Annotated in this window: 20 protein-coding genes; 12 read left to right on the forward strand and 8 right to left on the reverse strand. The window is 71.3% G+C overall.

From position 1 onward, the window contains the following. Nucleotides 1-3: 3 nt before the first annotated feature. The gene (locus AQI95_RS48330; protein ID WP_067123653.1) at nucleotides 4-972 is read right to left on the reverse strand and encodes a hypothetical protein; all 969 of its coding nucleotides are present in this window, start codon (nucleotides 970-972) and stop codon (nucleotides 4-6) included. A gap of 130 nt (nucleotides 973-1,102) precedes the next feature. Next, complete coding sequence (locus tag AQI95_RS16740) at nucleotides 1,103-3,544, reverse strand: glycoside hydrolase family 3 protein (protein ID WP_067123655.1); 2,442 nt, start codon at nucleotides 3,542-3,544, stop codon at nucleotides 1,103-1,105. Nucleotides 3,545-3,648: 104 nt separating this feature from the next. On the opposite strand from AQI95_RS16740, the gene AQI95_RS16745 reads away from it, so the two are divergent. Next, a complete protein-coding gene (locus tag AQI95_RS16745; protein ID WP_067123658.1) occupies nucleotides 3,649-4,230 on the forward strand; it encodes a TetR/AcrR family transcriptional regulator in 582 nt (193 codons plus the stop codon). A gap of 90 nt (nucleotides 4,231-4,320) precedes the next feature. Here AQI95_RS16745 and AQI95_RS16750 read toward each other — a convergent pair whose 3' ends face one another. Beyond that, entirely contained in the window at nucleotides 4,321-4,620 is a 300-nt protein-coding gene (locus AQI95_RS16750) for a RidA family protein (protein WP_425264880.1), read from the reverse strand. Nucleotides 4,621-4,746: 126 nt separating this feature from the next. Between AQI95_RS16750 and AQI95_RS47355 the strand changes: the two genes are divergently transcribed. Then, nucleotides 4,747-4,899: a hypothetical protein gene (locus AQI95_RS47355; protein ID WP_159056533.1), complete on the forward strand. Its 153-nt coding sequence runs from the start codon at nucleotides 4,747-4,749 to the stop codon at nucleotides 4,897-4,899. A 32-nt stretch (nucleotides 4,900-4,931) separates the two neighbouring features. Here the strand turns inward: AQI95_RS47355 and AQI95_RS16755 are convergent, their stop codons facing one another. After that, a complete protein-coding gene (locus tag AQI95_RS16755; protein WP_067123660.1) occupies nucleotides 4,932-5,741 on the reverse strand; it encodes an EI24 domain-containing protein in 810 nt (269 codons plus the stop codon). A 20-nt stretch (nucleotides 5,742-5,761) separates the two neighbouring features. Then, nucleotides 5,762-6,199 (reverse strand): MarR family winged helix-turn-helix transcriptional regulator, encoded by a 438-nt coding sequence (locus tag AQI95_RS16760; protein WP_067123662.1) that lies wholly within the window; start codon nucleotides 6,197-6,199, stop codon nucleotides 5,762-5,764. 88 nt (nucleotides 6,200-6,287) lie between these two features. Here AQI95_RS16760 and AQI95_RS16765 point away from each other — a divergent pair, with 88 nt between their 5' ends. Together AQI95_RS16765 and AQI95_RS16770 are read left to right on the forward strand one after the other, a co-directional pair. Next, complete coding sequence (locus tag AQI95_RS16765) at nucleotides 6,288-7,316, forward strand: NADP-dependent oxidoreductase (protein WP_067123664.1); 1,029 nt, start codon at nucleotides 6,288-6,290, stop codon at nucleotides 7,314-7,316. A 108-nt stretch (nucleotides 7,317-7,424) separates the two neighbouring features. After that, complete coding sequence (locus tag AQI95_RS16770; protein WP_067123666.1) at nucleotides 7,425-7,844, forward strand: organic hydroperoxide resistance protein; 420 nt, start codon at nucleotides 7,425-7,427, stop codon at nucleotides 7,842-7,844. Nucleotides 7,845-8,021: 177 nt separating this feature from the next. Here AQI95_RS16770 and AQI95_RS16775 read toward each other — a convergent pair whose 3' ends face one another. Both AQI95_RS16775 and AQI95_RS16780 read right to left on the reverse strand, forming a co-directional pair. Beyond that, a complete protein-coding gene (locus tag AQI95_RS16775) occupies nucleotides 8,022-9,173 on the reverse strand; it encodes a serine hydrolase domain-containing protein (RefSeq protein WP_067123668.1) in 1,152 nt (383 codons plus the stop codon). A gap of 187 nt (nucleotides 9,174-9,360) precedes the next feature. Further along, nucleotides 9,361-10,260, reverse strand: a complete 900-nt coding sequence (locus AQI95_RS16780; RefSeq protein WP_067123670.1) for an SCO2400 family protein — start codon at nucleotides 10,258-10,260, stop codon at nucleotides 9,361-9,363. Nucleotides 10,261-10,462: 202 nt separating this feature from the next. Between AQI95_RS16780 and AQI95_RS16785 the strand changes: the two genes are divergently transcribed. The 8 genes from AQI95_RS16785 to AQI95_RS16820 all read left to right on the forward strand — a co-directional run bounded on the left by AQI95_RS16785 (nucleotide 10,463) and on the right by AQI95_RS16820 (nucleotide 20,786). After that, nucleotides 10,463-11,626 carry a mandelate racemase/muconate lactonizing enzyme family protein gene (locus AQI95_RS16785; RefSeq protein WP_067123672.1) on the forward strand — a complete coding sequence of 388 codons (1,164 nt, stop codon included), beginning with the start codon at nucleotides 10,463-10,465 and terminating at the stop codon, nucleotides 11,624-11,626. Continuing rightward, nucleotides 11,623-12,627, forward strand: coding sequence for a zinc-dependent alcohol dehydrogenase (locus tag AQI95_RS16790; RefSeq protein WP_067123674.1), 1,005 nt, complete (start codon nucleotides 11,623-11,625; stop codon nucleotides 12,625-12,627). The genes AQI95_RS16785 and AQI95_RS16790 overlap by 4 nt, the downstream gene beginning before the upstream one ends. A gap of 152 nt (nucleotides 12,628-12,779) precedes the next feature. Then, nucleotides 12,780-13,748, forward strand: coding sequence for a hypothetical protein (locus tag AQI95_RS16795; RefSeq protein ID WP_067123676.1), 969 nt, complete (start codon nucleotides 12,780-12,782; stop codon nucleotides 13,746-13,748). A 48-nt stretch (nucleotides 13,749-13,796) separates the two neighbouring features. Further along, nucleotides 13,797-14,906: a multiple monosaccharide ABC transporter substrate-binding protein gene (chvE, locus tag AQI95_RS16800; RefSeq protein ID WP_067123678.1), complete on the forward strand. Its 1,110-nt coding sequence runs from the start codon at nucleotides 13,797-13,799 to the stop codon at nucleotides 14,904-14,906. A 44-nt stretch (nucleotides 14,907-14,950) separates the two neighbouring features. After that, nucleotides 14,951-16,528 (forward strand): multiple monosaccharide ABC transporter ATP-binding protein, encoded by a 1,578-nt coding sequence (gene mmsA, locus AQI95_RS16805; RefSeq protein ID WP_067123681.1) that lies wholly within the window; start codon nucleotides 14,951-14,953, stop codon nucleotides 16,526-16,528. Continuing rightward, nucleotides 16,525-17,769 carry a multiple monosaccharide ABC transporter permease gene (gene mmsB / locus AQI95_RS16810; protein ID WP_067123683.1) on the forward strand — a complete coding sequence of 415 codons (1,245 nt, stop codon included), beginning with the start codon at nucleotides 16,525-16,527 and terminating at the stop codon, nucleotides 17,767-17,769. The genes mmsA and mmsB overlap by 4 nt, the downstream gene beginning before the upstream one ends. 25 nt (nucleotides 17,770-17,794) lie before the next feature. Further along, entirely contained in the window at nucleotides 17,795-18,946 is a 1,152-nt protein-coding gene (locus tag AQI95_RS16815; RefSeq protein WP_067123685.1) for an aldose epimerase family protein, read from the forward strand. Between the two features lie 79 nt (nucleotides 18,947-19,025). Continuing rightward, the gene (locus AQI95_RS16820; protein ID WP_067124087.1) at nucleotides 19,026-20,786 is read left to right on the forward strand and encodes a pyridoxal phosphate-dependent aminotransferase; all 1,761 of its coding nucleotides are present in this window, start codon (nucleotides 19,026-19,028) and stop codon (nucleotides 20,784-20,786) included. On the opposite strand, the gene AQI95_RS16825 is transcribed toward AQI95_RS16820, so the two are convergent. Further along, nucleotides 20,783-21,772, reverse strand: coding sequence for a helix-turn-helix transcriptional regulator (locus tag AQI95_RS16825; protein ID WP_067123687.1), 990 nt, complete (start codon nucleotides 21,770-21,772; stop codon nucleotides 20,783-20,785). The two genes, AQI95_RS16820 and AQI95_RS16825, sit on opposite strands and share 4 nt — an antisense overlap. Nucleotides 21,773-21,786: the final 14 nt, after the last annotated feature.

A 21,786-nucleotide genomic window follows, 5' to 3' on the forward strand; every position in this document is an offset into this window, starting at 1 on the left:
GGCCTATCCCTGCTCCCCCCGCATCCGCTTGGCCGCCTTCCCGAGCAGGGACATGGCCCCGCCGCAGATCAGCAAGGTCGCGCCACCGCCCACGACCGGGCCCGGCGAGCCGCCCTTGATGCCCTCCCCCGTCACCGTCGTGGCCAGCACGAAGATGATCGAGTACAGGCTCCGCCCCACCTTCGCGCCCGCCGGAATCACCTGGAGCAACTGCGGGACGGTGGTGGCGGCGGCCAGCGCCATCCCGAAGGGCAGCGCGGCGCCCAGCATCAGCGCGCCGAAGCCGAGGGAGTTGCCGTAGGCGCCCCAGCCGGCTCCCTTGTAGAGCAGGTAGCCGGTCGCGGCGAGGGACAGCAGGACGAGCAGGCCGTTGAGGTAGGCGGCCTGCGTGGCGGCCTTGCGGGCGCCGGGCAGATGCGCGGCCGGGGAGCGCCAGGCGTCCGCCGTGATGAGCCGCAGCTGCTGCTTGAGAGCCCTCATCTGCAGCAGCGAGAAGACGCCGAAGGCCAGCAGGCCCAGTCCGGCGAGCGCCGCGACGAATCCGAGGGGCTGGCGCGTGATGCCGTAGTGGACGCCGCCGAAGGTGAGCGGGATGCCGAGGACCATGCCGTAGGCCATGGGCTTGGACTTGGCCTGGATCTTCAGCGCCAGGTCGCGCTGGGCCGGGGTGAGGTTCGGATCCAGCCGCATCCGTCCCTCGCCGACGTGCTGAGCGGGCGGCTGGGCCGACTGCTGCGGCGGGTACGGCTGCTGCGGCGGATAGGGCTGCTGGGGATAGCCCTGCGGCGGGTACGGCTGCTGCTGCGGATGGGGCTGCTGGGGATAGCCCTGCGGCGCGTACGGCTGCTGCGGCGCGTACGGCTGCTGCTGCGGATAGGGCTGCTGCTGCTGGTACTGCGGCTGCTGCCCGTACGGTCCCGCGGGCGGCTGCTGCCCGTACGGACCCGGCTGTTGTGGCTGGCCTGGATACACGATGTCTCTCCCCCGTACCCGCTGACTTCCGGTCTCGCGGGCCGGGAGTCTATACGTATCCGCAGGTGGCGAGCCCCGGTCCAGGGGTCAGGTCCCGGACCGGGGCTGCTCGTGGGGGACTTGTCCCGGATCAGACGTTAATCGGCGCGGTGAGCCTGCGGTCCGCGATCGAGCGTCCGGCGGCGATCTCGTACGAACCCTTCACAAACACCCACGCCTTCGCCTTCTCGTCCCAGATCTCGAAGGCGCGGCGGGGCAGGGCGACGGTCACCTCGACTGCTTCGCCGGGACCGGCCTCGGCCGAGGCGAAGCCGGCCAGCAGCCGGGCCGGGCGCCCGGGGTCGGGCTCGGCCGGGCGGACGTAGACCTGGACGACCTCGCGGCCCGGCCGTGCACCGGTGTTGCGCAGGCGGATCCGCGCGGTGGTGCCGTCGGCCTCCAGGGACTCGTAGCTCCAGTCGGTGTAGCCGAGGCCGTGGCCGAAGGGGTACGCCGGGGTGCGGCCGGCCCTGTCCCAGGCGCGGTACCCGATGAACACGCCCTCGTCGTACGGCAGTCGGCCGTCGGTGGGGGTGACCCGGGTGACCGGGGCGTCGGCGAGGGAGCCCCAGGTGGTGGGGAGCCGGCCGCCGGGCTCGTGGGTGCCGGTGAGGACGTCGGCGAGGGCGGCGCCGCCCTCCTGGCCGGGGAACCAGCTGAGCAGGACGGCGGCCACGTCCTCGCGCCAGGGCAGTTCCACCGGCGAGCCGGAGTTGACGACCACGACCGTGTTCGGGTTGGCCGCGGCGACCGCGCGGACCAGGTCGTCCTGGCGGCCGGGGAGCCTGAGGTCCGTGCGGTCGAAGCCCTCGGACTCGACGCGGTCGGTGGTGGCGACCATGACGACGGCCGTGTCGGCGCCGCGAGCCGCCTCGACGGCCTCGGCGATCAGCTCGTCGGGGTCGCGCTGCGGCGCGGAGTGGGAGAGCGCGAAGGTGATGACCCTCATGGGCACGTCGTCGGGGAACTGGACGACGTAGGTGAGGGAGACGGCGACCGGCTCGCCCGCGACGAGGTCGGCCTGGGCGCGGGGGACGGGGGCGCCGAACAGGGCCTCGAAGGGGTCCTCCTTGTCGGGGCGCTGGACGTCGTCGAAGTGCGTGGTGCCGTCGACGCTGAGCGTGAAGGCGCCCATGCCCTTGATGCCGAAGGTGTGCGGGCCGGACTCGCGCGGGATGAAGGTGCCGGTCAGCTCCACGGAGTGCAGCCGGTCGTGGGTGACGCCCGCGGGGAGGTCCGAACCCATCCACTGGATCAGGCCGTTCGGGGCCGACCGGGTGCCGATGACGTCGCCGTCGGCGTCGCGGCAGACGGCCCGCAGGGTGAAGCCCTGGTCGGCGACGGCGAGTTCGGTGGACGGGTCGGCGCCGACGGTGTGGCTGAGGGTGCCCTCGGCAAGTGCGGCGGTGAGTCCGTCCAGCGGAGCGACGATCCGGGCCGGGAAGACCGTGGCCGAGCCGCCGCCGAGGACGCGGGCGTCGCGGGCGGCGGCGCCGATCAGGGCCACGGTGCCGTTCGGCTTCAGGGGCAGGGCGGCGTTCTCGTTGCGGACGAGGACGAAGGAGCGGCGGGCGATCTCGCGGGCGAGGGCCTCGCCGTCGACGGGCGCGGGTGGTTCGGCCACGACGGGCTCGGCACCGTCGAGGATCCCGACGCGGGCGGCGAGCCGCAGCACGCGGCGTACGGCCGCGTCGACGGCGCTCTCCTCGACCTCGCCGTCCCGGACGGCTCGGGCGAGGGCCTCGCCGTAGACGGTCCGCGGTCCGGGCATGGCCACGTCCAGACCGCCGTTGATGGCGCCGACCGTGTCCCGGGCGGCCATCCAGTCGGAGACGTTGACGCCGTCGAAGCCCCATTCGCCGCGCAGGACCGTGTCGACCAGGTAGTGGTGCTCGGTCATCGTCGTGCCGTTGACCTGGTTGTAGGCGGTCATGATGCCCCAGGGGTGGGCGTTTTCGACGATGGTCTCGAAGGGGGCCAGGTACAGCTCGCGCAGGGCGCGTTCGCAGACCAGGTTGTCCACGGTGAAGCGGTCGGTCTCGGCGTCGTTGGCGACGAAGTGCTTGACGGTGGTGCCGACCCCGCCGGACTGGACGCCGGTCACATAGCCGGTGCCGATCGCGCCGGTCAGGTACGGGTCCTCGCTGTAGCACTCGAAGTGCCGGCCGCCGAGCGGGGAGCGGTGCAGATTGACCGTGGGCGCGAGCAGCACATGGACGCCCTTGCGCCGGGCCTCCTGGGCGAGCAGCACGCCTGCCCGGCGGGCGAGTTCGGGGTCCCAGGTGGCGGCGAGCGCGGTCGGTGAGGGCAGGGCGACGGAGGGGTCGTCCGCGGTCCAGCGCACGCCCCGGACGCCGATCGGACCGTCGGACATGACCAGCGGCTCCAGGCCGATCTCGGGCAGGGCGGGCAGGGTCCACATGTCCTGGCCGGCCAGCAGCCGTGCCTTGGCGTCGAGGCCGAGCTTGCCGAGGGCGGCCTCGACGGCCGTCTCGCGGGCCGTGTCGGCCGGGGTGGGCTGGGATCCCGCCATCGCGGTGCCTCCTCGTTGCAGTCCGTGCAGGTGCCTCCATCGTGCATCGACTACCTGTAGAGCGGTAGGTTTCGTTATTCTGACGTTATATTTCGGTCGAACGGATGACGTACGGTGACGTCATGAACGCGAGGGTCAGGAGCGAGGAGCGGCGTGCGGAGATCGTCGGGGCCGCGCTCCAGGTGATCGCCGAGCGCGGCTACCGGGGGGCGAGCCTCGCCGCCGTGGCCGAGCGGGTCGGGCTGACCCAGCAGGGGCTGTTGCACTACTTCCCCACCAAGGACGCGCTGCTGGTGGCCGTCCTCCAGGAGCGGGACCGGTGGGACGCGGTGCCGGACCCGCGGTGGCGGATGGAGCTGCTGGCGTCGCTGGTGGAGTACAACGCGATGCGCCCGGCGATCATCCAGACCTTCTCGGCGCTGCTCGGGGAGAGCGTGACGGAGGATCATCCCGCGCGGGGATATTTCACCGAGCGGTACGCCGAGGTCCGCGCGTCCATGGCGGCGGTGCTGCGCGCCGAGTACGGCGACCGCCTGCCGAACGGCCTCACCCCCGAGCGCACCGCTCCGCTGCTGGTCGCGGTGATGGACGGGTTGCAGTACCAGTGGCTGCTGGATCCGGGGTCCGTGGACATGCCGGAGGCGTTCCGGGACTTCCTGCGGCTGCTGGGCGAGCCGGCGGACTGAGGGCCGGCCGCCGGCGCGTGGCCGGGACCGCCGCCACGACCTCGACCTCCACCTGCGCCTGTGGGCGGAAGAGCCGCGGCACCTCGAAGGTCATGCTCGTCGGCGCGGCGCCCGCCAGGAACCGGCGGCGTACGCGTCCAGCTCGCCGATGTCGGTGAGGCAGGTGCGGATGTTGATGACGTCCGCGAGCGTGGCCCCGTGGGACGCGAGCAGCGCCTCGATGGTCTCGAAGACACCACGGGTCTGCTCGGCCAGCGTGGCGCCCTCGGCGATCTGGCCGGAGAGGAACAACAGGGCGCTGCCGTCGGCGTGTTCGACACGGGCGACCTGTGAGTAGTGGGCGTTGGCGGGCTGGGGGGCGTCGGCGGGGTTGTCGAGGGTGACGTTCATCGGAGCCTTCCGGGACGGGGTCTTCAGGCGGTCGCGGGTCGTCGGACGGTCAGGGCCCTCAGACGGTCGGGGCCCTCAGACGGTCGGGGCCCTCAGGCGGTTCGGATCCGGGCGGCGGCGCGGGCGATGTCGGCGCGGGCCGGGGAGAGGTCCTCGGCCGCCCGCCGGAAGCTCTCCGACACCGCCGCGGTGACCGGCAGTTCGGCGACGCCGGTGGCGACGGCGGCGCGGGCCTTCGTGGCGGCGCTGCGGGAGGCGGCGGAACGGATCCCCGGCTGACCCGCCCGCCGCGGCGCCGGGCGGCTCGCTCGCTACTGCGGTGCGGTGCGGGACTGCGATGCGGTGCGGGCGACGTCGGACTCGCGGTCGTCCGCGCGCTCCTCCCCGAGCAGCTCCCGGGTGAGCAGCGTCGCGCCCGCGACGGCGCCCGGCATCAGGAACACCGCGACGAAGGGGACGAGGAAGGCCAGGCCGAGGGGTGCGCCGAAGCCCCAGACCAGGGTCTTGCGGGAGCGCAGCAGGGCGAGCCGGGCGCGCAGTTCGACGCCCCGGCGCTGGAGGGCGACGGCGGCGAGTTCCTCGGTGAGGAAGAAGCCGGTGACGAAGAAGCCGATCACGGGCACGACGGTCTGACCGACGAGGGGGAGGAAGCCGAGGGCGAAGAGCAGCACCCCCCACAGCGCAGCCCGCACCAGCACGCGCAGGCTGTCGCGGGCCGAGATCCACAGCTCGCGCCAGAGCGGCAGTTGCGAGCGCGGGGCGGTGCCGTCGGGCGAGACGTCGGCGTCGACCTGCTCCGAGAGGTTCTCGTAGAAGGGCTGGCCGACCAGCAGGGTGAGGGCCGTGAAGGTCAGCACGGCCAACAGCAAGCCGAGGGCGAACAGGACCGCGGTCAAAAACCCGCGGAACAGGCCCTGCCAGGGGCTGGACCAGTGGTCCGCGAACGGGGTCGCCCAGGTGACCGCGTCCTCGCCCCACAGCGCGAGCGCGATCAGCGCCGCCGCGTAGAGGACCAGGGTGATCAGGCCGGGCAGCAGCCCGAAGCCGTACTGGCGGCCGTGCCGGGCCATCCAGCGCTGGCCCTCCAGCAGATGTCGGAACCCCACCCCAAGATCGCGCATGACCGGAACTTTACCGATGCTCAGCCGGCCAGCATGCGGCGGAGCAGATCGCGCAGCGAGCGGCGCTCCGCGGCCGAGAGGCCGGCGAGCGGTTCGCGGGCGAAATGGAGGCCTTCGCGCAGGTCACGGGCGACGTTCAGGCCCTCGTCGGTGGCGGCGGCCACCTTCACCCGGCGGTCCGCCGGGTCGGGGCGGCGCTCGACCAGCCCCCGGGACTCCAGGCGGTCGACTATGCCCGTGACGTTGGACGGCTCGCACTTCAGCTTCTGCGCCAGCTTCCGCATCGGCAGCGGCTCCACCGAGAGCAGACTGAGGAGCCGGGCCTGGGGGCCGGTCAGCGCGTGCTCGCCCGCCGCTTCCTCGTAGTCCGCGTAGAAGCGGGCCACGACATCCCCGATGAGTTCGACGACCTCCATCGTGAGGGCGTCGGGGCGATGGGTCTTCGGTGCTGTGGCCATACCCGCCAGGATACCCGCTTACTTGACATCATGAAATATTGAAGCGCATGGTTGTTTCAGGTTCTGAAGTATCAGGAAAGGCGCTGTCATGATCAACCGCGAGTGGCACCTGCTCAGCCGTCCCGTCGGCTGGCCCAAGGCCGAGGACTTCACCCTCGTCGAGGCCCCGGTCCCGACCCCCGGCGAAGGCCAGGTGCTGGTACGGAACAAGTACCTCTCCGTCGATCCGTACATGCGCGGCAGGATGTCAGCCGCGAAGTCGTACGCCGCCCCCTTCGAGCTGGGCAAGGTCATGCAGGGCGGCGCGGTCGGTGAGGTGATCGCCTCCAACGCCGAGGGCATCGAGGTCGGCGACCACGTCCTGCACTTCTTCGGCTGGCGCGAGTACGCGGCCCTGGACGCGAAGCACGCCGTCAAGGTGGGCCCGACGTCCGTGCCGGCCGTGAAGGTCGAGGCGCGGGACGTACCGCTGTCGGCGTTCCTCGGCGTCCTCGGCATGACCGGCCTGACCGCCTACGCCGGCCTGCTGCGCACCGCCGCCTTCAAGGAGGGCGACGTCGTCTTCGTCTCCGGCGCGGCGGGTGCCGTGGGCAGCGAGGTCGGCCAGCTCGCCAAGCTCCTGGGCGCCTCCCGGGTGATCGGCTCGGCCGGCTCCGACGAGAAGGTCAAGCTGCTGGTCGAGGAGTACGGCTTCGACGCCGCGTTCAACTACAAGAACGGCCCGGTCTCCGAGCAGCTGCGCGAGGCCGCGCCCGACGGCATCGACGTCTACTTCGACAACGTGGGCGGGGACCACCTGGAGGCGGCCATCGGCTCGCTCAACCAGGGCGGCCGCATCGCCGTCTGCGGCATGATCTCGGTCTACAACAACACCGAGCCCGCGCCCGGCCCGCGCAACCTCGCCCGGCTGATCCAGACCCGGGGCCGCATCGAGGGCTTCCTGGTCGGCGACCACTACGACCTGCAGCCGGAGTTCGTCCAGAAGGTCGGGCCGTGGGTCGCCTCGGGCGAGCTGAAGTACCGCGAGACGGTCGTCGAGGGCATCGAGAACACCCTGGAGGCGTTCCTCGGGGTCCTGCGGGGCGACAACATCGGGAAGATGATCGTCAAGCTCTGAGGCCCCGACAGGCCTTCCCCAGCGTTTCCGGCATGCGGTAACTTCTTTCCGAAATCTGCCGTCGATCGTGGGCGCGAGTCGCGGCGGACCGAGGAGGAAGACAACCGCATGCCCATCACGCAGTCCGACGTCCTGTACACCGCCGTCGCCACCGCCGAGAACGGCCGCGACGGCCGGGTCGCCACGGATGACGGCCGACTCGACGTCGTCGTCAACCCGCCGAAGGAGATGGGCGGCAGCGGGTCCGGGACCAACCCGGAGCAGCTGTTCGCCGCGGGGTACTCCGCCTGCTTCCAGGGGGCGCTGGGGGTCGTCGCCCGGCAGGAGGGGGCCGACGTCTCCGGCTCCACCGTCACCGCGAAGGTCGGCATCGGCAAGAACGACGACGGGTTCGGGATCATCGTGGAGATCTCGGCGAGCATTCCCGGCGTTTCCGCCGAGGCGGCCCGGGAGCTGATCGAGAAGGCGCACCAGGTGTGCCCCTACTCGAAGGCGACGCGCGGCAACATCACCGTGACGCTGGCCTGACGAGCGTCGTTTCAGACAGTGGAGGCCGCACCCTTGGACGTGGGGTGCGGTCTCTTCTTCGGCCGGGGGGGGCGGGTGCCGGGTGCGGTCGGCCGCCGGGTGCCGGTCGCCGTGGGCCGGTCGCGCCCACGCGGCGGGAGCCGCATGTCAGACACAGCCCCGCGCCCCTGGGCCGGCTCAGCTCGCCAGCGCCGCCTTGTGGACCACTCTCACCAGCCCGTCGTTCTCCGGTGCCGCTCCCCCCGGAAACACCATCCGCCGGCGCGTGTAGCCGTAGGCCAGGCCGCTGCGGGGGTCGGCGAAGGCCTGGGTGCCGCCGGCGCCGCTGTGGCCGAAGGTGCCGGCGCCCAGGGCGGGGTGCCACATGTCCGCCGTGGCCTGGAAGCCCAGGCCGTACGCCTTGTGGGCGCGGGCCACCAGGTCGTAGCCGACGGAGTGGATCTGGCCCACCTCGGCCACCGTGTCCGGCTTCAGCAGGGGCGGGCGGCCGTCCACTTCGCTGATCGCCGTGGCGTACATCTGCGCGAGCCCCCGCGCGGAGGCGACACCGCCCGCCGACGCCGGGCCCTTCGCCCGTACGAGGCGGGAGTTGGCGTAGTCCGCCAGCGTGCCCGGCTCCGGGACGTGGGTGTTGAAGGCGATCGAGGTCAGCGTGTGCGGGCCGGTCGGCGCGGCAGCCGCCAGGGCCTGCTGCTCGGGGGTCGGCAGCATCGGCTGCACCGGCCGGAAGCGGGGCTCCTCGGACTCGGGCAGCCCGAGAAAGAAGTCCGTCCCGTACGGCGCGCGCACCCGCTCCTCGTAGACCTCCTGCAAGGTGTGCCCCGTGGCCCGGCGGACCACCTCTCCGGCGAGCGCGCCGATCACCAGCGCGTGGTAGCCGAAGGCCGTCCCCGGCCGCCAGAACGGCTTCTGGTCGGCGAGCCGCTCGGCCATGGCCCGGTCGTCGGCGATCTCCTCGGCGGAGAACCCGGCGTCGATCCCGACCAGGCCCGCCCGGTGCGCCAGCAGCTCCCGGAGGGTCACCGCGCCCTTGCCCTCGGCAGCGAACTCGGGCCAGTAGTACGTCACTTTGCGGTCCAGCTCCAGCGTGCCGTCCTGCACCAGGAGCGCGACCACGAGGTGCGCGGCTCCCTTGGTGGACGAGAACACGCCGTACAGCGAGTCCGCCTCCGTGCCCGCCCACAGGTCGACGACCCGCCGGCCGCGCACGTACGCGCACAACTGGCCCTCGTAGTCGGCGCGTTCGAGCTCGACGAAGGCGGCGAACTCCTCGCGCACCGCCTCGAAGCCCTCGGCGACCGTGCCGTGGACGGTGATCTGCTGCGTCATCCGCTCTCCTCAACTGAGCCGCTCTCGCTGCTCCCCCTCGGTACAACGCCCGTTCCCGCTTCGGACGTTCCCGAGACCGGTACGGGGCGATGCACCTGTTCGACTCAACCGCGGCGAGCGCCTCGGGGTGTCACCCCTGCCCCGTATGGCGGATGGCGCGAGGTGGTGCGCGGGCGCGCGGCAGGGCTCAGGTGCACCACCACAGGAACCGGGTGCAGGTCCTGGTGGGCGACGGCGTCGGGGACGGAGCGGCCGTCGTCGGGGCGCCGGACGGGGTGGCGGCCGGGCGGGACGTGGCCGGGGGCGCCGGGGCCTTGGGGGTGGTGCCGGAGCCCGTCGTGGCGGTCTGCCGCGCCGTGCCGGTGTCCTTCGCGCCGGGCGACGCGGAGTCCTTGGCCGTCGAGGACGCGGTGGCGGACGCGGAGGCCGAGGCGTCCGGGGAGGCGCCGCCGGAGGCGCCCGAGGCCGTACCGGAGGTGTCGGAGGCCGGGTCGGCCGTGGTACCGGGGGACGCGGAGGACGTGCCGCCGTCGGCCGCGGTGTCCCGCGACGAGTCCGGCTGTCCGCTGGAGAAGGGCGCGAAGGGGGCGTCCGTGCCGAGTTCGGCGAGGCTGAGGCCGCTCGCGGCCAGCACGAAGCCCGCGGTGATCAGCACGGTACGGCGGCGCCTGCGCCGGTGTGCGGCGGCCTTGCGGTCGCGGCGGCTGGCGTCGGCGTCGGCGGGGCTCACGGTGGCGGCGCCGCGCGCCCTGCGCCGGGCCGCCCGGCCGCCCGGCTCGGAGTCGGCCGCGGACTCGGCCGCCGCTTCCGGCTCCTCGTGCGGGTCCGGTTCCTCTTCCGCGGGCTCCGCCGGGGCGAACTGGTGGGGGATGCGGTACCCCTGAGGCTCGTACGACCGGGGCTCGTACGCCTGAGGCGCGTGCTCCTGCGGGGCGTGTTCCTGCGGGGCGCCGTGGCCCGGAGTCTCACCCGTGCCCGCGTAGGCGTGCGCGACGGGCGCTTGCGCGGTGGAGCGCGCCGGCGTTCCGCACCCGGGGCAGGCCAGGGCGCCGTTGAGGTGCCGTCGGCACGGGTGGCAGTAGTCCATGACGCCGGAAGACTAGATTCCCCGTGGGTCAGGTTCCTAGGCACCCTTGTGAAGGTTTCGTAGAGCAGCGGAAGAATCCACGAAAGAGTCTGCCGGAACCGTTATCCGTTCGACCCATTGACACCCCGACCGCCCCGTCCTTACTGTCACGCCAGCATTTCGAACGTGTGACGAAATTTCGAACAGCTGAAGGGCAACTGCCGTGCGCATCACCGGAATCAGCACACACGTGGTCGGCACGCCGTGGCGCAACCTGACCTACGTCCAGGTGCACACCGACGAGGGCATCACGGGAGTCGGCGAGACCCGGATGCTCGGCCGAACAGACGCGCTGATCGGCTATCTGCGGGAGGCCGAGTCCCCTCACATCGTCGGCACGGACCCCTTCGCGGTCGAGGATCTCGTACGCCGGATGAAGTACGGCGACTACGGCCGCGCCGGTGAGATCGTCATGTCCGGCATCGCGGTCGTCGAGATGGCCTGCTGGGACATCAAGGGCAAGGCGCTGGGCGTGCCGGTCTGGCAGCTGCTCGGCGGCAAGGTGACGGACAAGGTCAAGGCCTACGCCAACGGCTGGTACACGACCGAGCGGACGCCGGAGGCCTACCACAAGGCCGCCCAGGGTGTCGTCGAGCGCGGCTACCGCGCACTGAAGATCGACCCCTTCGGCACCGGCCACTTCGAACTGGACCACCAGGACACCCTGTACGCCGTCTCGCTCATCGAGGCCGTACGGGACGCGATCGGCCCGGAGACCGAGCTGATGCTGGAGATGCACGGCCGCTTCTCCCCCGCCACCGCCGTCCGGCTGGCCAAGGAGATGGCGCCCTTCCGTCCGGCCTGGCTGGAGGAGCCGGTGCCGCCGGAGAACCTGAAGGCGCTTCAGAAGGTCGCGGCCAAGGTGGACATACCGGTCGCCACCGGTGAGCGGATCCACGACCGGATCGAGTTCCGCGAGCTGTTCGACAGCCAGGCCGCGGACATCCTCCAACCCGACGTCGGTCACATCGGCGGCATCTGGGAGACCCGCAAGCTCGCCGCCACCGCCGAGACGCACTACATGCTGCTCGCCCCGCACAACGTCGGCGGGTCCGTGCTCACCGCGGCCTCCCTCCAAGTCGGCTTCACCACACCGAACTTCAAGATCCTCGAACACTTCAACGACTTCGCGGACGCGGAGATCAAGCAGGTGGTGAAGGGCGCGCCGCAGGTCGATCCGGAGGACGGGTGCTTCCATCTGTCCCACGCGCCCGGCCTCGGCATCGAGCTGGACACCGACGCCGCCGCCGAATTCCCGCAGGCGCAGGCCCGGTTCGATCTGTGGGCCGAGGGCTGGGAGCAGCGCAGGCCGAAGGAGACCAGGTGAGCGGCGCCGTCCTCGTCGAGGCTCCGGGCCGGCACCGGCTCGTCGCGCACACACCCCGCGAGCCCGGCCCGGGCGAGGCGCTGGTGGCCGTGCACGCGGTCGGCATCTGCGGCAGCGACCGCGAGGTGTACCAGGGCAACCGGCCCGAGGGGTACGTCCGTTATCCGCTGACGCCGGGCCACGAGTGGTCGGGGACGGTGCGCGCCGTGGGCGCCTCGGTGCCCACGGGCCTGGTCGGCCGCAAGGTGGTCGGGGAGGGCTTCCGCAACTGCCAGGTGTGCGACCGCTGCCACGCGGGCGAGAGCACGTTGTGCACGGCCGGGTACGAGGAGACCGGGTTCACCCTGCCGGGTGCCATGGCCGGCACGCTCACCCTGCCGGCCCGGCTGCTGCACGTCCTGCCGGACGACGCCGATCTCACCGCCGCCGCCCTGCTGGAACCGGCCGCCTGTGTCGCCGCGGCGGCGCTGAAGGCCGGCGCCCGGCCGGGCGAGCGGGTCGCGGTGGTCGGCACAGGCACGCTCGGGATGTTCGCCGTGCAGTTCCTGAAGGCCGTCTCACCGGCCGAGCTGCTCGTCGTGGGGACCGGATACGACCGGGAAGCGCTGTCGCGGCGGTTCGGGGCCACCGACTTCCGGTTGCGCGAGCAGGCGCTGCCGGACGACTTCGACGTCGTGGTCGAGACGGCCGGCTCGGCCGGTGCCGCGCGTACCGCCGCGGCCCTGCTCCGGCGCGGCGGACGGCTGGTCCTGACCGGGATCCCGGCGCCGGGTGCCAAGGGGCTCGACCCGACCGATCTCGTCGTACGGCAGCTGGAGGTGCAGACCGTCTTCGGGGCGCCACCGGCCGCCTGGGCGCACACCGTGCGGGTGTTCGGCGCCGGGCTGCTGGATCCGTCGGCGCTGGTCACGCACGAGCTGCCGCTGACCGAGTTCTCCCGGGCCATCGATCTCGTCGGCGCGGGCGACCCCGGGGTGGGCAAGGTGCTGCTGCGCCCGTAGGGCCTCTCTTCCGGACCTTGCCGGGGTCGCGGGCCCTGGCCGTACGCCGGTCGGGGCGTCACCTGACGGCGCCCCGACCGGCGTAGCTCCAACGGTTTTCCGTACCCAGAGTCCCGAACCATGTCCGAAATATCGAACACTAAGGACAGCTTGTGACCGACGCTTCCGCTCCGGCGGCCCGCAGGCCCGGCGAGCAGGCGCTCGCCGCGCTCGGCCTGGCCGCGCCCGCCCTCGACCCCGCCGACGCCTCCGGGCACAGCTTCCCGGGCGGCGGCCGCTGGCGCACCGAGATCCCCTCCTGCGAGGGTCCCGAAGCGCTGGCCGTCGTCCTGAAGGAGGCCTCGCGCCTCGATGTGCCGATCCACCGCATCAGCCAGGGCAGCGGCGTGTGGATGCTGACCGACGCCGAGATCACCGAGATGGTCGGGGCGACCGGCGCACGGGACATCGAACTCTGCCTGTTCACCGGCCCGCGCGGCACCTGGGACATCGGCGGCTCGGTGCGCTCCGACTCACGGGGGGCCGGACTGCGCGCACGGGGCCACGACGCCGTCGCCGGCTGCGTCGAGGACGCCGTACGGGCGACGGAGTTGGGCGTCACGTGTCTGCTGGTCGCCGACGAGGGCGTGCTGTGGACGCTGCACCGGGCCCGGGAGAGCGGCGTCATCCCCGCCGGCACCACGCTGAAGGTCTCGGCGCTCGTCGGTCCCGTCAACCCCGCCTCGTACGCCGTCTACGAGCGGCTCGGCGCCGACTCCGTCAACGTGCCCAGCGATCTGACGCTGGATCACCTCACCGAGATCCGCCGGGTGTCCGCCGCCCCGATGGACATGTACATCGAGGCCCCCGACGACCTCGGCGGCTACGTGCGGATGTACGAGGTCGCCGAGCTGATCCGGCGCGGCGCCCCGCTCTATCTGAAGTTCGGTCTGTCCAAGGCGCCCGGCATCTACCCGTGGGGCGCCCACCTGCGGGATCTGACCCTGGACACCGCCCGGGAGCGGGTGCGGCGCGGCCGGCTCGCCCTGGACCTGCTCGCCCGGCACGGCGCGGACGGCGACATGGCGCCGCTCGGCTCGCGGCTGCCCGGACCGCTCCACCGCTTCCCCTGCAACGCCTGAACCCTCGCACCGACCTCCCGACGCCGAGACGATCAAGGACAGTTCACCATGCCCAACCGCAGAGCCGCCCTCGCCGCGATATCCGCCACCGCCTCGCTCGCCCTCACCCTGACCGCCTGCGGCCAGAGCGGCTCGGGCGGCAGCAAGGAGAAGACGGGTGACGTCAAGGGCGCCACCATCGGTATCGCCATGCCGACGAAATCCTCCGAGCGCTGGATCAACGACGGCAACGACATGGTCGAGAACCTCAAGGCCAAGGGCTACAAGACCAGGCTGGTCTACGGCGAGGACGACCCGAGCACCCAGGTCTCGCAGATCGAGAACATGATCACGCAGGGCGTCAAGGGCCTGATCATCGCGGCCATCGACAACAAGTCCCTGAACAACGTGCTCCAGGAGGCCGCCCAGGCGAACATCCCGGTCATCGCCTACGACCGGCTCATCCTCGGCACCAAGAACGTCGACTACTACGCCTCGTTCGACAACGAGAAGGTCGGCACCCTCCAGGGCACCTACATCGTCCACAAGCTCGGCCTGGACACCGGCAGGAAGGGCCCGTTCGACATCGAGCTGTTCGCCGGGTCCAACGACGACAACAACACCCAGTACTTCTTCGACGGCGCGATGAAGGTGCTCCAGCCGTACATCGACAAGAAGCAGCTGGTCGTGAAGTCCGGGCAGACCAGACTGAACCAGGTCACCACGCTGCGCTGGGACGGCACCACCGCGCAGAAGCGCATGGAGGACATCCTCACCTCGTCCTACAAGAGCGGCCGGGTCGACGCGGTGCTCTCGCCCTACGACGGCATCTCCATCGGCGTCATCTCCGCGCTGAAGTCCGACGGCTACGGATCGGGCAGCAACCCGCTGCCCGTCATCACCGGCCAGGACGCCGAACTGGCCTCGGTCAAGTCGATCATCGCGGGCCAGCAGACCCAGACCGTCTTCAAGGACAGCCGCAAGGAGACCTCCGTCGCGGTGACCATGGTCGACGACGTCCTGCACGGCAAGAAGCCACAGGTCAACGACGTCAAGACCTACACCAACGGCGCCAGGGTCGTCCCGGCCTATCTGCTCCAGCCGGTGAGCGTGGACAAGACCAACTACGAGGACGTCCTGGTCAAGGGCGGCTACTACACCGAGTCCCAGCTCAAGTGATCCCGCCCTTCTGCCCGACCCCAACCTGATTGGAAGGCACGACCATGGCGGGACCCGTCCTGGAAATGCGCTCGATCGTCAAGACCTTTCCCGGTGTCACGGCGCTGTCGGACGTCACCCTGACCGTCCGCCGGGGCGAGGTCCACGCCATCTGCGGGGAGAACGGCGCCGGCAAGTCCACCCTGATGAAGGTGCTCTCCGGCGTCCATCCGCACGGCACCTACGAGGGCGAGATCCTCTTCGAGGGGGAGGTCTGCCGGTTCAAGGACATCCGGGCGAGCGAGCGGCGCGGCATCGTCATCATCCATCAGGAGCTGGCGCTGGTGCCGTACCTCTCCGTCGCCGAGAACATCTTCCTCGGCAACGAACACGCCACGCGCGGGTTCATCAACTGGAACGAGACCCTCGGACACGGCACCGAACTGCTGCGCCGGGTCGGCCTCGACGAGCACCCGGAGACCCGCGTCGCCGACATCGGCGTGGGCAAGCAGCAGCTGGTGGAGATCGCCAAGGCCCTGTCGAAGGAGGTGAGACTGCTCATCCTCGACGAGCCGACGGCGGCGCTGAACGACGAGGACAGCGGCAAACTCCTCGATCTCATCCTGGAGTTGAAGAACCAGGGCATCACCTCGATCATCATCTCCCACAAGCTGGGCGAGATCCGCCGGGTCGCCGACTCGGTGACGATCATCCGCGACGGCAGGTCCATCGAGACGCTCGACGTGAAGGCGCCGGAGACGACCGAGGACCGGATCATCAGCGGCATGGTGGGCCGCGACCTCGACCACCGCTTCCCCGAGCGCACCCCGCACGAGCCGCAGGAGGGCGCGGCACCGGCGCTGGAGATCCGCAACTGGACCGTCCTTCACCCCATCGACCAGCAGCGCAAGGTCGTGGACGATGTGTCGCTCAGCGTCCGCCGGGGCGAGATCGTCGGCATCGCGGGCCTGATGGGCGCCGGCCGCACCGAACTCGCGATGAGCGTCTTCGGCCGCACCTACGGCCGGTACGCGGGCGGCACGGTCCTCAAGGACGGCACGGAGATCCGTACGAAGTCCGTCGCCCAGGCGGTGGAGCACGGCATCGCGTACGTCACCGAGGACCGCAAGCACTACGGCCTCAACCTCATCGACACCGTCAACCGGAACATCTCGCTGACCGCGCTGAAGAAGGTCGCGAAGCGCGGCGTGGTGGACGAGCAGGCGGAGCGGCAGGTCGCCGAGGGCTACCGCACCTCGATGAACATCAAGGCGCCGACGGTGTTCGAGCCGGTGGGCAAGTTGTCCGGCGGCAACCAGCAGAAGGTCGTGCTCAGCAAGTGGATCTTCGCGGGTCCGGACGTGCTGATCCTCGACGAACCCACGCGCGGCATCGACGTGGGCGCCAAGTACGAGATCTACACGGTCATCGACCGGCTGGCCGCCCAGGGCAAGGCGGTCGTCTTCATCTCCTCCGAGCTGCCGGAGCTGCTCGGCATGTGCGACCGCATCTACACGATGGCCGCCGGGCGGCTGACCGGTGAGGTGCCGCGGGCCGAGGCCACGCAGGAAGTGCTGATGCGCCGGATGACGAAGGACAAGGCGCCGACCGACAAGGCGAAGGACGAAGAGGTAACGCGATGAGCACGGACGTCACCGACAAGAGCCCGGCCGCCGCGCCGCCGGGCAAGGGCGGATCGGCCGCCGGCGCGGGCCTGTTGCGGCTGGTGCTCGGCGGCCTGCGCCGCAACATGCGCCAGTACGGCATGCTGATCGCGCTCGGTCTGATCGTCGTCCTCTTCCAGTTCTGGACCGGCGGCGATCTGCTGCTGCCGCGCAACGTCTCCAACCTGGTGCTGCAGAACAGCTACATCCTGATCCTCGCGATCGGCATGATGCTGGTGATCATCGCCGGGCACATCGACCTGTCGGTCGGCTCGATCACGGCGTTCGTGGGCGCGTTCGCGGCCGTGCTGACCGTGCAGCACGGCATGGCCTGGCCCCTCGCCCTGATGCTGTGCCTGCTGGTGGGCGCGGCGGCGGGCGCCGTGCAGGGCTTCCTGATCGCGTATCTCGGCATACCGTCGTTCATCGTCACCCTGGCGGGCATGCTGCTCTTCCGCGGCCTCACCGAGATCCTGCTCAAGGGCCAGACCCTCGGCCCGTTCCCGAACGGCCTGCAGAAGATCGGCAACGGCTTCCTGCCCGAGGTCGGCCCGAACACCAACTACCACAACCTCACCCTGCTCCTCGGCATCGTCCTGATCGCCGCCGTGGTGTGGCAGGAGGTCCGCGACCGGCGCCGCCAGCAGGAGTTCTCCCTCGTCGTCGTGCCCGTGCGGCTGTTCCTGCTCAAGCTGGTCGCCCTGGTCGCCGCGATCCTCGCCCTCACGCTGCTGCTGGCCAGCTACGACGGCGCGCCGATCGTCCTGATCATCCTCGGCGCGCTGGTGGGCGGCTACGGCTACGTCATGCGCAACTCGGTCTTCGGCCGCCACATCTACGCCATCGGCGGCAATCTGCCGGCGGCCAAGCTGTCCGGTGTGAAGGACAGGCGCATCACCTTCCAGGTGTTCCTGAACATGGGCGTGCTCGCGGCCCTGGCGGGTCTGGTGGTCGCCGCCCGTCTGAACGCGGCCTCGCCGAAGGCGGGCGACGGCTTCGAGCTGGAGGCCATCGCCTCCTCGTTCATCGGCGGCGCCTCCATGAGCGGTGGTGTCGGCACCGTCCTCGGCGCCATCATCGGTGGTCTCGTCCTCGGTGTACTGAACAACGGCATGAACCTCCTCAGCGTCGGCACCGACTGGCAGCAGGTCATCAAGGGCCTGGCCCTGTTGGCGGCGGTCGGGTTCGACGTGTGGAACAAGCGCAAGTCCGGTTCGTAAGCGTCGCTCAAAGGAGCCGCACCACATGGAACTGAACAGACGCACGGTCATCGCCGGCGCCGCGGCGGCGGGCCTCGCGGCCACCGCGCTCGGCACGGGCACCGCCCAGGCCCTTTCCGCAGGCAAGCCCGTGAAGGAGTACTTCGGCACGCTCGCCGACGGCACGAAGGTGTACCGCTGGTCGCTGCAGAACGGCGGCACCCGCCTGAAGGTCCTCTCCTACGGCGGCATCGTCCAGTCCCTGGAGATCCCGGACCGCCACGGCCGCCACGCGAACGTCTCGCTCGGCTACGACAACCTCGCCGCGTACGTCGCCGGGACCACCTACTTCGGCGCCACCATCGGCCGCTACGGCAACCGCATCGCCAAGGGCCGCTTCACGCTTGACGGCACGACGTACCAGCTGTCCGTCAACGACGGCGTGAACAGCCTGCACGGCGGCAGGCTGGGCTTCAACACCAAGGTGTGGGACGTCGAGCCGTTCACCGACGGCGCGGACGTCGGACTGCACCTGTACTACACGAGCGTCGACGGCGAGATGGGCTACCCCGGCACGCTGCGGACGAAGGTGACCTTCACGCTCACCCGGCACGGCGACTGGCGCATCGACTACGAGGCCACCACCGACAGGCCGACCGTCGTCAACCTCACCAACCACACGTACTACAACCTCGCGGGCGAGGGCGGCGGCGGCATCTACGACCACGAACTCCACCTCGCCGCAGGCCGGTTCACCCCCACCGACGCGGGCCTGATACCCACCGGCGAGCTGGCGGCGGTCGAGGGCACCCCCTTCGACTTCACCCGCCCCAAGCCGATCGGCCGGGACATCCGCATCGGCCACCCGCAGCTGGTCACGGCGAAGGGCTACGACCACAACTTCGTCCTCGACAAGGGCGTCACAGCCCGCCCCGAGCACGTGGTGACCCTGCGCGACCCCGGCTCCGGCCGCACCCTGAAGATCCTCACCGACCAGCCCGGTGTGCAGTTCTACTCGGGCAACTTCCTCGACGGCACCCTCGTCGGCCCGTCCGGGCGCACCTACCGGCAGGGCGACGGGCTGGCCCTGGAGACCCAGCACTTCCCGGACTCGCCGAACGAGTCGTCGTTCCCCTCCACCGTGCTGCGGCCGGGCCGGACGTACCGGACGACCACCATTCACAAGTTCAGCACATGAGTTGAACGACGGCACGTCCGCCTCCGTACTGAAGGGCGGCCCGCGTTCCACCGCGCGGGCCGCCCGAACGGAGGAACCTTTGGCCGGCAACGTCACCACGTTGTTCCGCGGCACCGCCGCGCACAGCCCCTCGATGGCGGCGCTGACGCGAGAGGGCGGCGACGGAACCGGCCCGGTGGACTTCTGCGTCCCGTGCAATCCGTACTTCCCCACGCCGGCCATGTTCGAGGAGCTGGCGGCCCGGCTGCGCGAGATCGTCACGTACTACCCGAGCAGCGCCGACATCATCACCGGTGAGCTGTCCTCACTGCTGCAACTGCCGCCGAGCTGCGTGGCGATGGGCAACGGCTCCACCGAACTGATCACCTGGATCGACCATCTGCTGGTCCGCGAGTCCCTCGCCGTCCCCGTCCCCACCTTCGGCCGCTGGACGGACCAGCCGATGGAGACGGGCAAGCGGGTCGACATGTTCCCGCTCCAGGAGGCCAGCGGCTTCGCCCTGGACCTCGCCCAGTACGCCGAGTTCATCCGGCGGCGCGGCACCCGGGTGGCGGTGATCTGCAACCCGAACAACCCCGACGGCGGCTATCTGCGCAAGCAGTCGGTGGTGCAGTTCATGGACGCGATGGCCGACCTGGACCTGGTGGTCGTGGACGAGTCCTTCCTGGAGTTCGCCGACGCCGAGACCGAGCCCAGCGTCGTCCAGGAGGCGATGCTCCGCCCGAACGTCATCGTCCTGCGCAGCCTCGGCAAGAACTTCGGCCTGCACGGCATCCGCTTCGGCTATCTGGTGGCGAACCCGGCCCTCGCGGGAAAGGTCCGCTCGATGCTGCCGAAGTGGAACCTCAACTCCTTCGCCGAGCACGTGGTGTTCATGCTGAAGGAGCACGGCGCCGAGTACGCGCAGAGCCTTCAGCAGATCCGCCGCGACCGCCTGGACATGGCCGGCCACCTCTCCGCACTCCCCGGCCTCACCGTCTACCCCTCCCAGGGGAACTTCCTCTTCGTACGGCTGCCCGTCGGCGCCGAGGGCACGGTGGTCCGGGACCGGATGCTCACCGAGCACCGGCTTCTGGTCCGCGAGTGCGGAAACAAGATCGGATCCTCCAGCCGCTTCCTGAGACTCGTGGTGCGCCCCCAGGTCGACGTGCGTCGCCTGGTGTCCGGCCTGGAGCAGGTGCTCTACGGGTCCAGGAGGGGAGCCGCCGTACCCGAGCTGGGCACCGGGACCAGCTACAGCTCGGGTACGGCGGCGGTGGACCGGCTGGTGGGCGCGACCAACGGAGGCGGCGTACCGGGCCTGGCCGCACAGGCCCAGGCCATGACCGCCGCTCCCGCTCCGGCCGCCGGCACCGGCATGCCGCTCCCCGCCGCCGTACCGCCCGGCGCCGGGATGCCGCTGCCGGCGGCGCCCCAGCCGTTGACCGCGGCACCCCAGCCGACCCCCGCACCACTCCCGGCACCGCCCTTGCAGGCGCCGGTGCCCGCGGCGGCCCAGCCGGTCCCGGCGCCGCCACCCATGGCACCCGTGCAGCAGCCCATGGCACCCGTGCAGCAGCCGGTGGCCCCCATGCCGGTCCCCCAGCCGGTCCCGGTACCGACGCCTGCTCCCCTGCCGCCCCCGATACCTCTGCCGACACCGGCGCCCGCTCCCGCCCCCGTCCCGATACCGGCCCCCGCCGCCGCGATCGCCCCCACTCCCCCCGGAGTCCCGGCCCGTGGCGGTCTCACGGCGGCTCAGGTGCGCGGCATGACGGCGCCTGCCGCCGCCACCGGCCTGACCCCGGCGCCGGCCACCGGCTGGCCGAACGCCCAGAGCTGGCCGAACGCGGCGGGCTAGGTTCGGCGGGCGTAGGACGCGAGGCGTTCGGCGCGTGCGATGACCAGGTCGCGCAGTTCGTCGGGGCGCTCGATGACGAACGGCCGGTCGAGTGCGGCGAGTACCGCAGGCAACCAGTCGAGCCGCTCCGCCCGCAGTTCGACGCGCAGCCACCGCTCGGCCGCCGGGTCCTTGTCCGACGTGGGCGCGTGCTCCTCCAGGCGCGCGACGCCGGCGGGAAGGTGGGCGCGGATCTGCTCGACCGTCCCGTGGATCCGCAGGGTCACCTCATGCCGGTACTCGGCCGTGGCGAACCCTGACAGCACTCGCTGTGCCGGATCGGGGTCCACGGGCGCCTCGAACGAGCCGGGCAGGGTCCTCGCGTCCGCGATGCGATCGAGCCGGAAGGTGCGGTCCTCGCCGATCTCCGGGTCCGTGCCCGTGACGTACCACCGGCCCGAATGGGCGACGATTCCGTACGCGTGCAGCGTGCGTTCGCTGCGCCGGCCCTCGCGGTCGGTGTATCTGATCGAGACCGGTCGGTGGTGTCGTACCGCGTCGGCGACGGTGAGCAGGACCCCGGCGTCCGGGGTGGCGGACTCGCCGGGGCGGTCCGTGAAGGCGAGGGATTCCAGGAGTGCGTCGAGCCGGCGGGCGACGTGGCCGGGCAGCACCCGCCGGATCTTGGCCGTTGCCGTCTCGCTCGCGGTGTGCCCCGCCGCCGTCAACCCCGACCGGCGGCCGGCGACCAGGCCGAGCAGCACAGCCAGCGCCTCGTCGTCGCTGAGCATGAGCGGAGGCAGACGGTACCCGGGAGCGAGCCGGTACCCGCCGTAGCGGCCGCGCACCGACTCCACGGGCACGTCGAGGTCGACCAGCTGGTCCACGTACCGCCGCACGGTGCGCCCGTCCACGCCGAGCCGATCGGCGAGTTCGGCCACGGTCCGGGTGCCGCCCGACTGCAGCAACTCCAGGAGTGTCAGCACGCGGCCGGTGGGGCGAGGCATGTTCCCAGCCTAAC

The sequence above is a fragment of the Streptomyces yokosukanensis genome (assembly GCF_001514035.1).
Lineage (GTDB): Bacteria > Actinomycetota > Actinomycetes > Streptomycetales > Streptomycetaceae > Streptomyces > Streptomyces yokosukanensis.